Source organism: Paenibacillus zeirhizosphaerae (assembly GCF_030705605.1).
GTDB classification, from domain to species: Bacteria; Bacillota; Bacilli; order Paenibacillales; family Paenibacillaceae; genus Paenibacillus; species Paenibacillus zeirhizosphaerae.
Window position 1 is genome coordinate 48,610 of the sequence record NZ_JAPCKK010000008.1, and the last position, 15,935, is coordinate 64,544.

At 49.7% G+C, this 15,935-nt stretch carries 14 protein-coding genes and 1 rRNA gene; 1 reads left to right on the forward strand and 14 read right to left on the reverse strand.

The features are described 5' to 3' along the window. Positions 1-109: 109 nt before the first annotated feature. From cysE to OIN60_RS04100, 5 genes are all read right to left on the reverse strand, one after another. Positions 110-757 (reverse strand): serine O-acetyltransferase, encoded by a 648-nt coding sequence (gene cysE, locus OIN60_RS04080; protein WP_305753605.1) that lies wholly within the window; start codon positions 755-757, stop codon positions 110-112. A 496-nt stretch (positions 758-1,253) separates the two neighbouring features. Continuing rightward, positions 1,254-2,714 carry a glutamate--tRNA ligase gene (gene gltX, locus OIN60_RS04085; RefSeq protein WP_305753606.1) on the reverse strand — a complete coding sequence of 487 codons (1,461 nt, stop codon included), beginning with the start codon at positions 2,712-2,714 and terminating at the stop codon, positions 1,254-1,256. Positions 2,715-2,741: 27 nt separating this feature from the next. Next, a complete protein-coding gene (gene ispF, locus OIN60_RS04090) occupies positions 2,742-3,233 on the reverse strand; it encodes a 2-C-methyl-D-erythritol 2,4-cyclodiphosphate synthase (protein ID WP_305753607.1) in 492 nt (163 codons plus the stop codon). Further along, entirely contained in the window at positions 3,230-3,928 is a 699-nt protein-coding gene (gene ispD / locus OIN60_RS04095) for a 2-C-methyl-D-erythritol 4-phosphate cytidylyltransferase (RefSeq protein ID WP_305753608.1), read from the reverse strand. Before ispD ends, ispF begins: the two co-directional genes overlap by 4 nt. A 93-nt stretch (positions 3,929-4,021) precedes the next feature. Then, positions 4,022-5,104: a PIN/TRAM domain-containing protein gene (locus OIN60_RS04100; protein WP_305753609.1), complete on the reverse strand. Its 1,083-nt coding sequence runs from the start codon at positions 5,102-5,104 to the stop codon at positions 4,022-4,024. Between the two features lie 231 nt (positions 5,105-5,335). Here OIN60_RS04100 and OIN60_RS04105 point away from each other — a divergent pair, with 231 nt between their 5' ends. Continuing rightward, a complete protein-coding gene (locus OIN60_RS04105; RefSeq protein ID WP_305753610.1) occupies positions 5,336-5,731 on the forward strand; it encodes a nucleoside triphosphate pyrophosphohydrolase family protein in 396 nt (131 codons plus the stop codon). Between the two features lie 94 nt (positions 5,732-5,825). On the opposite strand, the gene pssA is transcribed toward OIN60_RS04105, so the two are convergent. The 9 genes from pssA to rrf all read right to left on the reverse strand — a co-directional run bounded on the left by pssA (position 5,826) and on the right by rrf (position 15,929). Then, a complete protein-coding gene (gene pssA / locus OIN60_RS04110; RefSeq protein ID WP_305753611.1) occupies positions 5,826-6,557 on the reverse strand; it encodes a CDP-diacylglycerol--serine O-phosphatidyltransferase in 732 nt (243 codons plus the stop codon). A 166-nt stretch (positions 6,558-6,723) separates the two neighbouring features. After that, positions 6,724-7,800, reverse strand: a complete 1,077-nt coding sequence (gene disA, locus OIN60_RS04115; protein WP_305753612.1) for a DNA integrity scanning diadenylate cyclase DisA — start codon at positions 7,798-7,800, stop codon at positions 6,724-6,726. Between the two features lie 14 nt (positions 7,801-7,814). Continuing rightward, positions 7,815-9,185, reverse strand: a complete 1,371-nt coding sequence (gene radA, locus OIN60_RS04120; protein ID WP_305753613.1) for a DNA repair protein RadA — start codon at positions 9,183-9,185, stop codon at positions 7,815-7,817. Between the two features lie 258 nt (positions 9,186-9,443). Continuing rightward, positions 9,444-11,888, reverse strand: coding sequence for an ATP-dependent protease ATP-binding subunit ClpC (clpC, locus tag OIN60_RS04125; RefSeq protein ID WP_305753614.1), 2,445 nt, complete (start codon positions 11,886-11,888; stop codon positions 9,444-9,446). Positions 11,889-11,937: 49 nt separating this feature from the next. After that, positions 11,938-12,999, reverse strand: a complete 1,062-nt coding sequence (mcsB, locus tag OIN60_RS04130; protein WP_305753615.1) for a protein-arginine kinase McsB — start codon at positions 12,997-12,999, stop codon at positions 11,938-11,940. A 30-nt stretch (positions 13,000-13,029) separates the two neighbouring features. Then, entirely contained in the window at positions 13,030-13,554 is a 525-nt protein-coding gene (mcsA, locus tag OIN60_RS04135) for a protein-arginine kinase activator protein McsA (protein ID WP_305753616.1), read from the reverse strand. Positions 13,555-13,604: 50 nt separating this feature from the next. Continuing rightward, on the reverse strand, positions 13,605-14,066 hold the full coding sequence (locus OIN60_RS04140) for a CtsR family transcriptional regulator (RefSeq protein ID WP_305753617.1): 462 nt from the start codon (positions 14,064-14,066) through the stop codon (positions 13,605-13,607). A 429-nt stretch (positions 14,067-14,495) separates the two neighbouring features. Beyond that, a complete protein-coding gene (locus OIN60_RS04145; RefSeq protein ID WP_305753618.1) occupies positions 14,496-15,668 on the reverse strand; it encodes a GNAT family N-acetyltransferase in 1,173 nt (390 codons plus the stop codon). A gap of 144 nt (positions 15,669-15,812) precedes the next feature. Continuing rightward, positions 15,813-15,929 (reverse strand): 5S ribosomal RNA (gene rrf / locus OIN60_RS04150). Positions 15,930-15,935: the final 6 nt, after the last annotated feature.

Here is a 15,935-nt window from a genome sequence, read left to right on the forward strand (position 1 = left end):
TCCATCCGCCTCTACAGCAGCCGAACACAGGGCAGCGTTTGCTGCTTAGTTTGTAATCTCACCGCGGTTAAATTGATCCAACCTTATTTTTCCTTTTCCTGAGTATATGCTAATCACATCTTGCTTTTTCCCGTTTCAGCTCGGAAACTTCGCCACGCAGCCGTTCGATTTCCTCCTGGAGTAAGCGTATCGAATCGACCACCGGATCGGGAAGTTGATGGCTAAGCCGATCTCTGCGTTTGCCGTCCTGGCGCACGATCTTGCCGGGAATGCCGACAACCGTGCTGTTCGGAGGAACCTCTTTGAGTACAACCGAGTTGGAGCCTATGTTGGATTGATCACCAACCGTGAAGGAGCCCAAAATTTTAGCCCCTGATCCGATAACTACATTATTACCGATTGTCGGGTGTCTTTTCCCTTTTTCCTTCCCCGTACCTCCCAGGGTTACCCCCTGGTAAATAACGACATCATTGCCGATTTCACAGGTTTCGCCGATCACAACCCCCATACCGTGGTCAATGAACAGACGGTCTCCGATCCGGGCGCCCGGATGGATTTCAATACCTGTCATAAAACGAGAAAATTGCGACACAATGCGGGACAATGTGCAGCAGCGGCGTTTATATAAGGCATGCGCAATCCGGTGCGCCCAGATAGCATGCAGCCCCGAGTAGGTGAAAATGACCTCCAGCTTACTTCTTGCCGCCGGGTCGTTATCCAGTACGGTCTGAATATCAGATCTCATTTGCCTGAACATGCGCTTCCCTCCTTGCTCCTGCGTGAGCAGCCGCTGAGTTTTTTATATAACCGGCAAACGGGTATCCAAAAAAAACGCCCCTGCAGCCTATGCTGCAGAGACGTTTCACCGTGGTTCCACTCTGCTCGAGGTGTTCATTGCCCCCAGAAACAGGACAAGGATACCTCATCTTCTCGTCCAGTAACGCGGACAAAACGATACAATCTGGCCGGCATGCCGGTTCAACTGCACAGCTCCCAGGCGCATTTCCACTGCAGGGCATTTGAACGGCTCGCAGCCCCGGGAAGCTCCCTTGACCGTTCTCTCTGAAAAATGCCCTGTTGCAGCGTACTTCTCCTGTTCCCTGCCTTTAGCAAAATATATTTAAACTGACAACGATCATATAGACCAAAGCCCTGGTCAGCAAAATTGTGTTTCTGATGGAGTTTATTATAGCGAAAAGGCAGCCATCTGACAAGGAGACAGCTTCAAACCAATCCCTTGCCCTGCAGGGACATTATCCCTTGATTTGAGAGCGGAGACGGTCCAATACCGTATCCCGTCCGAGCAGATATATCGTTTCATTCAGGTCACGCCCGTGTGTCTGTCCAGTTAAGGCAACACGGATCGGCATGAAGAGCTGCTTACCCTTAAAACCGGTTTCTTTCTGCACCTCTTTAATCAATGCTGCCATCCGGGAGGCCGTAAATTCCTCCGCCGCTTCAACCTTGTCGGCAAAAGCCTTAAGTACAACCGGCACCTGTTCTTCTGCAAGAACGGCCTGTCCTTCCACATCCAGCTCCAGATGAGTACGGAAAAACACGTCAGACAACTGAACAATATCGGAAGCCGCTGTCATTTGTTCCTGATACAAACGGATAAGCGACTTGGCCCATTCGTGCTGCTCCGTTGTAAGGCTGGCCGGAAGCAGTCCGGCCTGCTGGAGATGCGGAATGGCCATTTCAGCAATGTGATCAGAATCGGCTTGCTTAATATAATGGTTATTCAAATGTGCCAGTTTGTTCGGATCGAACACAGCAGGGCTTTTAGACAAGCGGTTGGCGTCAAAAATTTCGATCAATTGCTCTTTGCTGAATATTTCCTCTTCACCTTCCGGAGACCAGCCCAGGAGCGCGATGAAATTGAACATGGCCTCAGGCAAATAACCCAGGTTATCATACTGCTCCATAAATTGAATAATGGATTCGTTCCGTTTGCTGAGCTTTTTGTGATCCTCACCGACAATCAGCGTCATATGCCCGAAGAGTGGCGGCTCCCAGCCCAAGGCTTCGTAAATCATCAACTGACGCGGCGTGTTGGAAATGTGGTCTTCGCCGCGCAGCACATGCGTGATTTTCATCAAATGGTCGTCCACGGCTACTGCAAAGTTATAGGTAGGAATGCCGTCTTTTTTGACAATGACAAAATCGCCAGTCTCTTTTGAGTTAAACGTAATTTTGCCTTTTACCATATCATCAAACGTATACTCACGCTCATCAGGCACGCGGAAACGGATGCTCGGCACACGCCCTTCCGCTTCGAAGGCACTGCACTGCTCAGGCGTCAGGTTGCGGTGCTTGCCGGAATAACGCGGCGTCTCACCGCGGGCGGTCTGCTCCTCCCGCTCCTGCTCCAGCTCTTCCTCCGTACAATAGCAGCGGTATGCGAGACCTCGGTCCAGCAGATCTTGCCAATAGATTTTATAGATATCCAAACGCTCCGTCTGGCGGTATGGCCCATACTCTCCACCGACATCCACGCTTTCATCCCAATCGATACCAAGCCACTTCAGATACTTCAGTTGGCTTTCTTCCCCACCTTCAATATTGCGCTTCACATCCGTATCCTCGATCCGGATAATAAACTTGCCGCCGCGGTTTCTGGCATATAAATAATTGAACAGCGCCGTTCTGGCATTCCCGATATGCAGATGTCCTGTCGGACTCGGTGCATAACGTACGCGAACCTCCGTGCTCATGTGTATCCCCTCCGTGTCTCTAATCTCTCAAGATGATAGCATACCCTTAACAAGGCAGACAACAGACTGTGCCGCGATTCCCTCACCGCGTCCGGTAAACCCGAGCTGCTCCGTCGTTGTCGCTTTGACATTTACCTGGCTCTCGTCCTCTGCCTCCAGTGTCCGAGCGATCACATCAATCATCTGAGGTATGTACGGTGCCATCTTCGGCTTCTGTGCAATGATCGTCGAATCAACGTTGCCGAGCCGGTAGCCGCGTTCCTTGGCCAGCTCCCAGACATGCTCCAGCAGCTTGAGGCTGTCCGCATCCTTGAAGGACGGGTCGTTGTCCGGAAAATGCTTGCCTATATCGCCAAGCCCCAGCGCACCCAGAATCGCATCCGTTATCGCATGCAGCAGCACATCAGCGTCCGAGTGGCCAAGCAGACCTTTCTCGTAAGGGATGGTTACCCCTCCGATAATACACGGCCTTCCTTCCACCAGCTGATGAACATCAAATCCCTGTCCTATACGAATCATCTTGTGTCCTCTCCCTTTGTGCTTGTCCATAATTCCGCAAGTTCCAAGTCTTCCGGTGTTGTAATTTTGATATTGGTATATTTCCCCTCTACGACCCGCACCGGAATTCCCAACCGCTCGACGAGCATCGAATCGTCCGTTCCAAGGAAGCCTTCGCGCTCAGCCGCTTCATAAGCCCGCAGTAAGTCTGAAAGACGAAAAGTCTGTGGCGTTTGAATGCTCCACAGACTCCGGCGATCCGGCGTAGCCGTGATCACCCCTTCTTCATTGACCTGCTTGATCGTATCCTTCACCGGCACGGCAAGTACGCAGGCTCCGAACTTCTGAGCCGTATCCAGACATCTTCGAATTTCGTCCTGTCCCACGAACGGACGCACACCGTCATGAACCATGACCCATTCGGTCCGCAGGCATTCAAGCCCACGGTATACAGAATGCTGCCGTTCGGAACCACCCGCGATAACGTCCGTTATTTTGGCAACCTGATGCTTGTCAATCCATTCCCGGCATCGCTGCACATCGTCCACTCCCGTAACAAGCACAATCTGGCTTACCTCGGGCAAAGCCGCGAACGCCTCAAGCGTGTATATAAAAACAGGTTTGTCCTGCAGCAGCAGAAACTGCTTGCTCTCCGCCGTCCCCATACGGGTACCGCGTCCCGCCGCCACAACGACGATGCCCAAGCTGTTGTTCATAGCGCGAATCCCGCCTTAACGTCAGTATGATAGATAGGACGGATCGAAGCACCAGTCCCCGAATGCCGTCATCCAGCTTTCATCATACCGCTTTTATTGGGCTTTTTCCAATAATTTTGGCTTGGCAAAGATCATTCGTCCCGCCGATGTCTGAAGCACGCTGGTCACCAGCACCTCCATCATCGTTCCGATATAATCCCGTCCGCCTTCCACTACAATCATCGTTCCGTCGTCCAGATAGGCCACCCCTTGGCCATGTTCCTTACCATCCTTGATGATCTGCACCATGATTTCTTCCCCAGGAAGAACGACAGGCTTGACCGCGTTAGCCAAATCATTAATATTCAGCACGGATACACCCTGCAGCTCGCATACCTTATTTAGGTTGAAGTCATTGGTTACTACCTTGCCTTGCAGCACTTTAGCCAGTTTGACTAACTTGCTGTCCACCTCAGAGATTTCCTCGAAATCCCCTTCATAGATCAAAACCTTCACATCCAGCTCTTTCTGAATTTTATTCAGGATGTCCAGTCCGCGCCGACCGCGATTACGTTTGAGCAAATCGGAGGAATCCGCGATATGCTGCAGCTCCTCCAGCACAAATTCAGGGATAACAATGGTCCCCTCAATGAAGCCTGTCTTGCAAATATCCGCAATTCGACCATCAATAATGACGCTGGTATCCAAAATCTTATGCTCCTCGATTCCTCGGCCCTCCTGCGTCTCTTCGCGCCCAAACCTACCTGATTTCCAGAAAGCGGCCAGATCATCGCGTTTTTCCAGCCCTACCATAAGACCTACATAACCGCAAACGATCATTACGCCTACTTGCAAAATCTGCCCGGCTTGTCCAAGCCAGGACATTCCCGGATACAACAGCAGCGATAAGATCAACCCCGAAGCAAGCCCCGTTGTGCCAGCCGCCATTTCATTCATCGGGATTTTGGAGAGCCCGTCAATCCCTTTTTGCAGGCGGTCTGCAGCGGCCGTGCCTGCAATACTGCTAAGCGCCATAAATAAAACCGCACCGACAACCACCCAAATGAAGCTCCCAACCGCAGTTGATCCCATCCAATCCGGCATCCAAGACACGGTCCCGGAAGCTTTTTGGAACAGTGTGTAACCGAACCAGGAACCGCACAAACCGGTAAAAATTAAGATAGCCTTTCTCCACATAGAGTCCCTGCACCTCCTATACCTTTCGAATTCCATATTTAGTGTTTCCTATATCCAGTATGGTCCACTTTCAGCTCCGATAATCGCAAGATGTCAATTTTTTCCGATGCTATACACCCTTTCACTGACCAACTAGTAGAATCCTTCTCTGGAATTTTATGTTGAAAGGGTACAATTGGCTGTCTTATAATTACTTTAATCCTATAAAAACCAGAGAGGGGGGAGCCATTTATGAGCGCACAAAGCTTACATGCTTTTCAAGATCAAGTTTCGGAACTGCTGCTCCGTCACCGTAGTCTGCTGGATATTTTGTCCAAGACAAACCAATCAGGCGCTTCCGTCAACCGTGCGGTTGCCAAAGCTATTACCGAATGCGGCTGTATAGAGGTCCATGCCAAGAAGCAGGACTATGAAGCGGATAGCGGCCTTGAACAAGCCAAGGTGCTGCTGGATAATCACGTACAGGGCGATCTGTGTGAGAATTGTAAGGAAGTGATCGTCGCCGAGCTGGGACGAAATCTTTTTTACATGTCCGCCCTGTGCAACCTGCTCGATATCCGTCTCGAAGACGTTGTTGAGAAAGAGTCGCGCAAATGCTCCACTTTAGGTTTGTTTAATATGTCTTAGGCGTTTTAAGTTAAGATGATATTAAAAAAAGCATTTATTTCACCTGACCACCCAGGGAAATAAATGCTTTTTATTATTACCTATATTATGAAGTTCAGCGTTCCGAGTGACGATAGCCGTCCTCGGTATGACGACGTTTGGCGCGTCTTTTTCTGGCAATGGCTTCAATATTGTGCTTCATACCGTAGACCGCATAGAGCACAAGAGGCACAAAGATCAGCTTGGAGAGCTGGTCAGGAAATTGAACGGCCACCACAACAGCGCCAAACACAACAAGCGGTGCAATCCACACTGCCTTTTTGGGCAGGCCTACTTTCTTGAAATTTGGATACTTCAGAGAGCTGACCATCAAATAGGAGAGCAGCAGCGTAGCCACAGCCATCGAGAACAAGGAGATATCCTGATGAAACAAGGATAACGTAGCAAGCACACCCCCTGCCGCAGGAATCGGCAGTCCAGTGAAATAACCACGCGATCCGGATACTACGTTAAAACGAGCCAAACGGAGCGCACCACACATCGGAAATATGGCCGTTACCGTCCAGGCTAACGCGGGACTGGCGGATTGAAGGGCGACCAGATACATGATAACCGCCGGGGCGACACCAAAGGAAATCACATCGGACAATGAGTCCAGTTCTTTGCCAAATTCACTTTGTGCATTCAAAGCCCTGGCTACGCGTCCATCCAAACCGTCCAACAACATAGCGACAATAACCATAATGGCCGCATGGCTGTATTGACCATCAACAGCCATCAAAATGGCGATTATTCCGAGAAACAGATTACACAGGGTAAACATGTTCGGAATAAACTTCGTTATCATCTCTTCACCTCATAGAATCACGAATAAGAAAAACGTCTATCGACGTAATTCACAGAAGACAGACCGCGTTTAGCGGGAGTTTTCTTGCGATTATAGAATTGTTCAGCTCCGCTGAAAACTTATAAACTCTATAATCTTCAAATAACATCCGTTAATTGTATGATATTTACATTTGCCTGTCAATGAAAACCTGCTCCTGTAAACGTTTCAAGCCTTCCTTGATCGTACGTGCTCGGACCTCACCGATGCCGTCTACTTCATCCAGCTCCTCAATCGTCGCCATCATGACATGGGGTAGCTGATGAAACCGTTCCACAAGGTTATGGATGATGACATTAGGCAATCTCGGAATTTTATTCAGTACCCGATACCCGCGAGGAGCAACATAATCTTCAGATACCGCCGCAGAAGAGGGATAACCCAGCAAGCGTACAATGTGATTCATGTCCAGCAGCTCTTCGTCGGTTAAATGCTTCAACCCGGTGATAATTTCACGAATCTTCTCGTCGCTGTCTTCCTTGGCGTAGTCTTTGTACAGCAGCACTGCTTCTTCCTCGGTGTTACCAATCAGCTCTTCCATCTGCATGCTGATCAAACGCCCTTCATTCCCCAACTCGTTGACAAAACGTTTGATTTCCATTTTAATACGGAGCACCATTTGCGTCCGCTGGATCACATTAACCACTTCTGGGAGGGTAACAAGCTCTTCGAACTCAGAGGCGGTCAGATTGGTAAGCGACTGTGTCAGGACAGATTTATATTTCTCCAGCGTCTGAATTGCCTGATTGGCCTTGCTCAAAATGACACCAATTTCTTTTAAAGAGTAACGAAGCGTTCCCTGATACAATGTTATAATATTACGGCGCTGGGAAATGGACACAACTAACTTACCTGTCTGTTTGGCCACCCGCTCAGCCGTCCGATGCCGGATGCCCGTTTCAATGGAGGAAATCGAAGAATCCGGGATAAGCTGTGTGTTGGCATACAGAATCCGCTTAAGATCCTCGCTGAGAATGATAGCTCCGTCCATTTTGGCCAATTCATATAAATAGTTCGGGGAAAAATCGCAGTTAATGGAAAATCCCCCATCCACCACTTCCATGACCTCCGGACTGTAGCCCACAACCAGCAGCGCTCCTGTCTTGGCACGCAGCACATTCTCCAACCCGTCCCGAAACGGCGTACCCGGCGCCACCAGCCGCAGCAGGTCATTCATTTTCTCCAGTTGGCTCGTTTCTTTCATTTTTCGTTTGCCCCCTAATTTAATGCGGCTGCTAGTGCATCTGCCACGGTTCCGACTCCAATGATCTCCAGTCCCTTAGGTGGCGTCCACCCTTTAAGGCTTTTCTCGGGCATGATCACCCTTTTGAAGCCCAGCTTCTCCGCTTCCCGCACACGCTGCTCAGCCCGGGATACGGCCCGTACCTCTCCGGTCAACCCCACTTCGCCGAAAATAACGTCATAAGGTTTGGTCGGCATATCCTTGAAGCTTGAGGCAATGCTTACCGCGATGGCCAGATCCACTGCAGGTTCATCCAGTCTTACGCCGCCCGCTACGTTCAGATATGCATCCTGATTCTGCAAAAACATACCCATCCGTTTCTCAAGCACAGCGATGATTAGCCCCATACGGTGATGATCTACCCCCGTCCCCATTCTGCGTGGTGACGGAAAATGGGTGGTTGCGATCAGCGCCTGCAGCTCGACCAGTACCGGCCGTGTGCCTTCCATGCTGGCCACCACGGTGGATCCTGCCACACCAAGCGGCCGCTCTGACAGAAATAGCTCGGAAGGGTTGGCAACCTCACGCAGCCCTTCTTCGCCCATTTCGAAGATTCCGATCTCGTTCGTCGATCCGAAACGGTTCTTCACCGCTCGCAGCAGCCGGTACGTATGATGCCGCTCTCCTTCAAAATACAGGACACAGTCCACCATATGCTCCAGAAGACGCGGGCCCGCTATTGCCCCTTCCTTGGTAACATGCCCGACCAGCACGGTAGCGATGCCCAGCCCTTTGGCAATGCGCATGAACCGGGCCGTACATTCGCGCACCTGAGCTACACTGCCTGGAGCACTGGTTACCTCTGGCAAATAGACCGTCTGGATGGAGTCAATGACCAGAAACTGGGGCTTCATGTTGTCTACAGCCTCTTCGATGGTCTCCAGATTCGTTTCGCAAAGAACATACAGGTTGGGAGATAAAGCACCAAGACGGTCAGCCCGCAGCTTAGTCTGGCGTACCGACTCTTCACCGGATACATAGAGTACACGAAGCCCGGTACGGGCCAGTTCATTAGAGGTTTGGAGAAGCAGTGTAGATTTGCCAATGCCGGGGTCACCCCCAACCAGCACAAGGGAACCCGGGACGACTCCACCGCCAAGCACACGGTTCAATTCCGCGATCCCCGTCAGGATTCTCGGCTCCTGATCGCTTTCAATCTCCACAATGGGAAGCGGCTTCTCTTTACTATTATGAAAAAGGGACGAATTCATCCCTGCGGTTTTTACGATTGTCTCCGTTGCTTCAATCATTGTATTCCAGGCCTGGCAGCCCGGACACTTTCCGTACCACTTCGGAGATTCATATCCGCACTCTGTGCAGTAAAATTTTGTTTTTACTTTGGCCATTCGTTTCTCCTTGAGCTTATTCGACATCTTTGTCGTATTTCGTCGGCCTGATTCAAAAAGCTTCAGCATTAAAAGTTTACCATTGAACCAGAGGGTCGTAAAGCAATATCACAAACTTTTCCAAGCGTTTTGAAGGATGGGAACAGTCACCTATCAGCAAGAAAAAAAGGCTGATCCACCGGGGTTCAACCGGTTGGATCAGCCTTCTCTCTGTTCGTTATTTTGCAGCAAACCATTTCAGTTTCAACTGCTTTTGCCTCAAGATTTTGCAGATACGTTATCTTTTTTGGTGACCTTCAGCCCACCATTATCCTCATCGATCAAAAGCGAATCGCCTTTCGTAATGGTGCCTGTCAGCAGCTCCTCTGACAAGCGGTCCTCGATATGCTTCTGGATCGCCCGACGCAGTGGCCGTGCTCCATAAGCCGGATCGAAGCCTTCCTTGGCCAGGAACGCCTTGGCCTTATCTGTCAGCTCGAAGTCAACATCGTACTCGTTCAGGCGCTTACGAAGCTCTTCGGACATGAGCGATACGATTTGACCGATATGCTCCTCTTCCAGCGAGTGGAAAACGATAATTTCATCGATCCGGTTGAGGAACTCAGGACGGAAGCTCTTCTTGAGCTCATCCATCACTTTGCCCTTCATGTTATCATAATTTGCACCCGCATCAACTACAGCCGTAAATCCGAGCGTAGAATTGCGCTTGATTGCCTCGGCGCCAACGTTGGATGTCAGAATGATCAACGTATTACGGAAATCTACAACCCGTCCTTTGGAGTCTGTCAGACGTCCGTCTTCCAGCACCTGCAGCAGGATGTTGAACACTTCCGGATGCGCTTTTTCAATTTCATCCAGCAGTACGACGGAATATGGCTTGCGGCGTACTTTCTCGGTCAACTGACCGCCTTCATCGTATCCGACATATCCCGGAGGCGCCCCGACGAGGCGGGACGTGGAATGCTTCTCCATGTACTCGGACATGTCGATCCGGATCACGGCATTCTCGTCACCGAACATCGCCTCTGCCAATGCACGAGCCAGCTCCGTCTTACCAACCCCTGTAGGTCCGAGGAAGATGAAGGAACCCATCGGGCGCTTCGGATCCTTCAGACCGGCGCGTGCCCGGCGGATTGCCCGGCTGACCGCTTTTACAGCCTCATCCTGGCCGATCACGCGTTCATGCAGAAGCTGCTCCATGTTCAGCAAGCGTTCGGTTTCTTCTTCCTTCAGCTTGCTTACAGGAACGCCGGTCCAAATGGCAACGACCTGTGCGATATCTTCAGGTGTTACTTCGGAGTCCGTACGACCCTGTTTCTCTTTCCATTGGTTTCGGGTCATGTCCAGCTCTTCGCGGATCTTCTGTTCCGTATCACGCAGAGCGGCTGCCTTCTCAAATTCCTGGCTTTGAACCGCAGAATCCTTCTCCTTGCGGATGTCCTCCAGACGGTTTTCCAGCTCCTTCAGATTTGGCGGTACTGTGTAAGAGTTCAGCCTTACTTTGGAACCCGCTTCATCGATCAGATCGATCGCTTTGTCAGGCAAGAACCGGTCTGTAATGTAACGATCGGACAGCTTCACAGCCGCTTCAATCGCTTCATCTGTAATTTTCACCCTGTGATGCGCTTCATAACGGTCCCGCAAACCATGCAGGATTTGGACCGCTTCTTCCGGAGAAGGCTGATCCACCGTAATCGGCTGGAAGCGGCGTTCCAGAGCTGCATCTTTCTCGATATATTTGCGGTATTCATCAAGTGTGGTCGCACCGATACATTGAAGCTCACCACGCGCCAGTGCCGGCTTCAGGATGTTGGAGGCATCAATGGCTCCTTCCGCACCGCCAGCACCAATCAATGTATGCAGCTCGTCAATGAAGAGAACGATGTTACCTGCCTGACGGATCTCATCCATAATTTTTTTGAGGCGATCTTCGAATTCACCACGGTATTTAGTCCCTGCTACAACCGAGCCCATGTCAAGCGTCATCACACGTTTATCGCGCAACGTTTCGGGAATCTCATTAGCAATAATTTTTTGGGCAAGGCCTTCAGCAATCGCCGTTTTACCTACTCCTGGCTCACCAATCAAGACAGGATTGTTCTTGGTCCGGCGACTCAGCACCTGAATAACCCGCTCAATCTCCTTGCTTCGTCCGATGACCGGATCCAGGTTACTTTCCTTCGCGGAAGCCGTCAAATCACGGGCCAGACTATCCAAAGTCGGAGTGCTGACATTAGCGGGAGTACCGCTGTTGCTGGACACCGCTTCACTGCTTCCGAGCAGTTGAAGCACTTGCTGACGGGCTTTATTCAGGCTGATTCCCAGATTGTTCAACACACGGGCGGCCACGCCCTCGCCTTCACGGATCAATCCAAGCAGAATATGTTCAGTCCCTACATAGGTATGACCCAATTTACGGGCTTCGTCCATCGAGAGCTCAATCACTTTTTTGGCGCGTGGTGTATAAGCGATGTTCGTAGGCTGTTCCTGACCACGGCCGATCAACGTTTCGACTTCGTCCTGAATTTTTTCAAGACCGAGGCCAAGGCCAATCAGTGCCTTAGCTGCAATGCCTTCACCTTCGCGAATCAAACCAAGCAGGATGTGCTCTGTTCCGATGTTGTTATGTCCCAGGCGCACCGCCTCTTCCTGGGCTAAAGCGAGTACCTTCTGCGCTCGTTCCGTAAATCTTCCGAACATCATATTTCCTGCACCTCCATATAAAAATAAAATTCTATTTAGTCATCTGATCTTAATCGGTAGACAACTGCTCCCGGATCAGCTTTGCCCGGTACATATCACGCTCACCGGCATTGAGAACCTCACCGAATTTTTTCTGCAAAAAACCGGGTTGGGTCATTACATTTAATTCATTCAGCACCTGTATGGAGGGATTCTTTAGTATCCCAAGATCCACACCCAGGCGGATATCCGATAACCGCTGGGCAGCCTCCTTCGATTCCACTACAGCCGCATAGGATAAAATCCCAAAGGATCGCATGATCCGATCTGTAATCCGCAGCATGGATTCATTCATCAGCCTGGATCTGGCAGCCCGTTCATGCTCGATAATCTGCAGCACAACACCATGCAGGTTCTCGATGATCTCCTCCTCGGTTTGTCCCAGCGTGATCTGATTAGAAATCTGAAACAGGTTGCCTATCGCCTCGCTCCCCTCACCATAGATACCGCGCACGGTTAACCCCACCTGGGAGACAGCCGTTAAAATGCGGTTAATCTGATGGGTCATCACCAAGGCCGGCAAGTGCATCATCACTGAAGCGCGAAGGCCTGTTCCTACATTCGTCGGACAGCTTGTCAGATAGCCCCGCTCGTCATCGAACGCATAATCCAAATGCGCCTCAAATGCGTCATCAATGGCGGTAGCATTCTGCCAAGCCTCCTTCACCTGACATCCCGGGTACAGACATTGTATACGGAGATGGTCTTCTTCGTTGATCATAATGCTGACAGATTCGTCTTCATTAATCAACGCCGCCCCATTGCGGGACTCAGAAGCCAGATTCGGGCTGATCAAGTGCTTTTCAACCAGCACCTTCTTATCCAGCTCATCAGTATCCGCCATTTTGACGATATGAAATGTGCCGAATCGTCCCACATCCTCATACCCCAGAACGTCCGTCAGTTTGCTCAACACTTCCTCGGATTGCTGGTTGGTGGCGAGCATCGGAAAAGGCAGATGCTGCAGGTTACGTGCAATTCTTACCCGGCTGCTTATAACGATCTCGGAGTCTGCAGCATCTGTGCGCATCCAATCGCTAAGCGGTTGTTCCGTAAAGCGGAGATCGGGCATAAACGCATCCCTCCTACTCTTAACAAGACTTTACTCCTGTGCTATTTCTTTTTCAAGCTCTCGGATCTGGTCCCGAATTTCCGCGGCGGCTTCAAATTCTTCTGCCCGGATTTTATACTGCAGTTCCTTCTTCAAATCATCGATCCTCCGTCTGACTTTCATCCTGCCACCGCTGCGCACAGGTACTTTACCTGCGTGAGTGGTACTACCATGGACACGTTTGAACAGCGGATCCAGACGATCGTTAAAATATTTATAACAGGAGCTGCAGCCGAAACGACCTATTTTACTAAACTGTGAATAAGTCATGCCGCATTCCTCACAGCGGAGTGACTGCGGATTCTGGGTACCAGCCGCTGCACTCTTGCTTGCCGGATCAAAATCGAGCAAACCTGACAGCAAACTGTGGATTGAAAACCCGTTAGACATTCCCGGAATAAGCTCCGCTTTTTCCTTTGCACAGGCTTCACATATATGAAATTCGGTCTTCTCTCCGTTAATAATCTTCGTAAAATGGAGAGTTGCCGGCCTTTTACCACATTCCTGGCACAGCATACATGTACCTCCTTTACGTCAAAACCTGAATACCTCCAGGTATCCAAGCTCTATTTGGACAAAAGCGCAATCAGCATCGCCTTGAACATTCTTGCCCTCACCTGATCCCGATAAGGAAGCTTCAAAGCAATCGTCTCCCTGGATACAGCAGCCTTCATCATGGCAGCCTCCCTTTTGTTGAGAAAACCCGCTTCTTCCAGTTGGTAGATCAGACCTTCCGCAGCGGATTGGCTGATCTCATCTCCTATGCTATGATGAAGATGGGTGTGTAGTACATGATGGGCAGGTAAATCCACACGTTGTATTCGGACATATCCCCCACCGCCCCGTTTGCTTTCAACAATATATCCTTTTTCCAAGGTGAAACGTGTGCTGATGACATAATTGATTTGGGACGGTACACAGGAAAATCGATCGGCCAGGTCATTACGCTGGATCTCCACAACCCCATCTGAACTTTCAATTAAAATGCCTTTTAAATATTGTTCAATAATATCGGAGACATTTCGCACATTTCATCATCCTCCACCGACAAAAATGTGAAGTTTTTTTCTTCCACATTTACAGAATATGCCGTATATTGAACTTAACCAAACCGCAAAGTCACGAATCCGGAGTACGGCGCCCCCGCAGAGTGGTGATCGCCTGCACTTTTAATCAGCTCTGACAACAGCAATCACGCACGGCTCTTCATTAGTGTGACCTTTGACTCCTTCACTTCATACGTTGAAACTTAACCAAACGCAGATTTGTCGAAGGTCAAAAACCTTAATCAATTGACTTTGACTTTCTTTGACTTTGTATTCATTATAGCACACTTTTCTCATTTGCCAAGAGCTCAATTCCATTTTTCACAATATTTCTTTGAATCATTCATCAGCAGCTATTTTTTATTTCAAAAAGGACCCTTTTCATCTATAGAAAAGAGTCCTTGAATTATATTAGAAGAAGTCCATCAGGAAGGTTTGAGCGGAAGGGATCACCTTCTCGAGCAAACCCGCTGCTTCTGCGTTGCCCGTAATTCTGTCCCAGCGGAATAATTCCTGTGGACGCTTATAACCAATCAGCATGGCCGATAACGTTGTTATGTCACACTGCAGTTGCGCTTCTTCCACGGAAACGTGGAGGGGCTCCAAACACCCTTCCCCCAGTGAAGTAACCGAAAGCTTCCATACCCCATCATTCCACGGGGCATGCGTGTCCGTGAGGGCCAATGTGATTTCGATCCCTTGCGTGGATGACTGGAACGGATACTGTTGTACAAACGCAGGAACGTCCACCACCCTCCCCATAAAATAAGGAATGGTCTCCTGTTGAATGCGTGGATCGGCTAGCAGATAGGGGAGTGAGTCATTCGACGGGATAAAAGTAAAGGTCCCTTTCTCAATCATAGAATCATGATTGGCAAAATAAGTCCACAATCCGCGGTGGGCCTGTTTACTCAGATAGACAAATTCATCGCAGGAAAGCTCTTTTTTCTGCACTTTGTACAAAACATATCCTTCAGGGGTACCATCTTCAGCATAGTAAACAGCCGTCTGGGTATCTGCATCAAGTACGCGGTTCTCCCACCATTCCGCGTCTCTTACTAACGTACCATTAAACTTTTTTGCATATTCCTGATACATCTTATTTAATTCCGCTGTATCCCGAACATTGCGTTTAATAGTTCCCTCTACAACCATTTTGGGAGGAAACTTATCCACAGGAATCATATACTTCTTATACTCAATAAAGATGTCCCACCCAAATTTACGGTAAAAAGGAAAAGAGAACGGATGAAGGAAAGACACGGTTTGCCCATTTGCCCGCATTTGCTCAAGAGAGTGCTTAAGAAGCCGGGATACCATTCCACTGCGACGCTTTTCAGGCCAGGTTGCGACACCGGCGATTCCGCCCATTGCAAATTGTTGACCATGTATGTACACCTGCAACGGAAGCAGCGTCAGCTTGGCGTTCAGTTCCTCTTCCTCAAATATTCCCCATACCTGCTCGGGTTTGAATTTCTTCTTTTGCTCCTCTAGCTCCGAAGGCGACAACGTATATTGAAAAGCATATTGCGATAACTCTGTGCTGGCTTCAAATTCTTCATGATGCAGTTGTCTGATTTCCATATTCCCACCTCTTATGTATTGGGATGAACTTAACGAATCTACTCAAAGTGTCGCAAAGCTGCTGTGATATGTCAACAACAAACGCATTCTACAAATAACGACAAAAAGATCACTATCGCACGGCGACAGTGATCTTTCAATTTTGCCTGGCAACGTCCTACTCTCCCAGGACCCTTCGGTCCAAGTACCATCGGCGCTGGAGGGCTTAACGGTCGTGTTCGGGATGGGTACGCGTGGAACCCCTCCGCTATCGCCACCAGACAGGTT